The 829-nt window shown below is 61.5% G+C and carries 2 protein-coding genes; one reads left to right on the top strand and one right to left on the bottom strand.

The genetic code is table 11. The features are described from left to right. Positions 1-146 (top strand): transposase (locus ABG80_RS21620; protein WP_268760988.1); only part of this gene is annotated, 146 nt, incomplete at its 5' end. Positions 147-155: 9 nt separating this feature from the next. Here ABG80_RS21620 and ABG80_RS16670 read toward each other — a convergent pair. Beyond that, on the bottom strand, positions 156-829 hold a 674-nt coding region (locus tag ABG80_RS16670; RefSeq protein ID WP_152987688.1), incomplete at its 5' end, for a transposase.

Here is an 829-nt window from a genome sequence, read left to right as displayed (position 1 = left end):
ACCTCAGTGACGAAGACTGCGAGTACCAGGTGCTTGATCGCATGAGCTTCCAGCACTTTTGCCGTCTGGACGGTGCCCTGCACATCCCTGATGCACGCACGTTGTGGAGCTTCAAGCAGCGCTTGGCCCAAGGTAGTCCGCCCTGAACAATTGCCTCACGCGGCAGTCAGCGCAACCTGAACGCGGTAGTGACAGGCCGAGCGCGCCAGCCAAGCCAAGACAACGGCCTGTAGATGGGCAACAAAAAGCCTCAACAGGCTCAGCAGCAGGCGGATGTTGTGCCCGGCACCGCACAGCACGGCATGCAGCGCATCGCCCAGCGCGCCCTTGAGTGGATTTCGATCCAGCCTGCCGTCGCTCTTCATGTGTCCGATCGTCGGCTCGATCGCGCTTCGCCGTTTGATCATGGCCTTCATCGTGCGCGTCACGCCTCGCCGCTGGCCTGATCTGAGAATCTGCACGCCCTCGACCTCGGCACCCTTGTAGCCCTTGTCCACCATCACAGTACGCGGCCGGTGGTTGGCCAGGATGCTCACCTGCTCGATGGTCTCATCCAGCGTGTGCCCGTCGTACGGATTGCCGGGCATGGAGCGCATGCCCACCACCAGGCCTTCTTTGAGCGTGGTCGCCAGTGTGACCTTCACGCCGAACTCGTAGGGGTTACGTGCCTTACCTTTGGAGATGCACTCCACCTCGGGCGCATGCAGGGCATACAGCTTGTTCTTGTCTTTGGTCTTTTGCGTGAGGATGCGGCCCACGCGCTGCAGCAGGTCCTGCCCCTTGGCTTGAACTTGCTCGGGCAACTTGGCCGACATGCCGACAAGTTGGC

The organism is Aquabacterium parvum, assembly GCF_001447195.1.
In the GTDB taxonomy this organism is placed as follows: domain Bacteria; phylum Pseudomonadota; class Gammaproteobacteria; order Burkholderiales; family Burkholderiaceae_C; genus Aquabacterium; species Aquabacterium parvum.
This window is presented reverse-complemented; position numbering and strand designations above follow the sequence as displayed.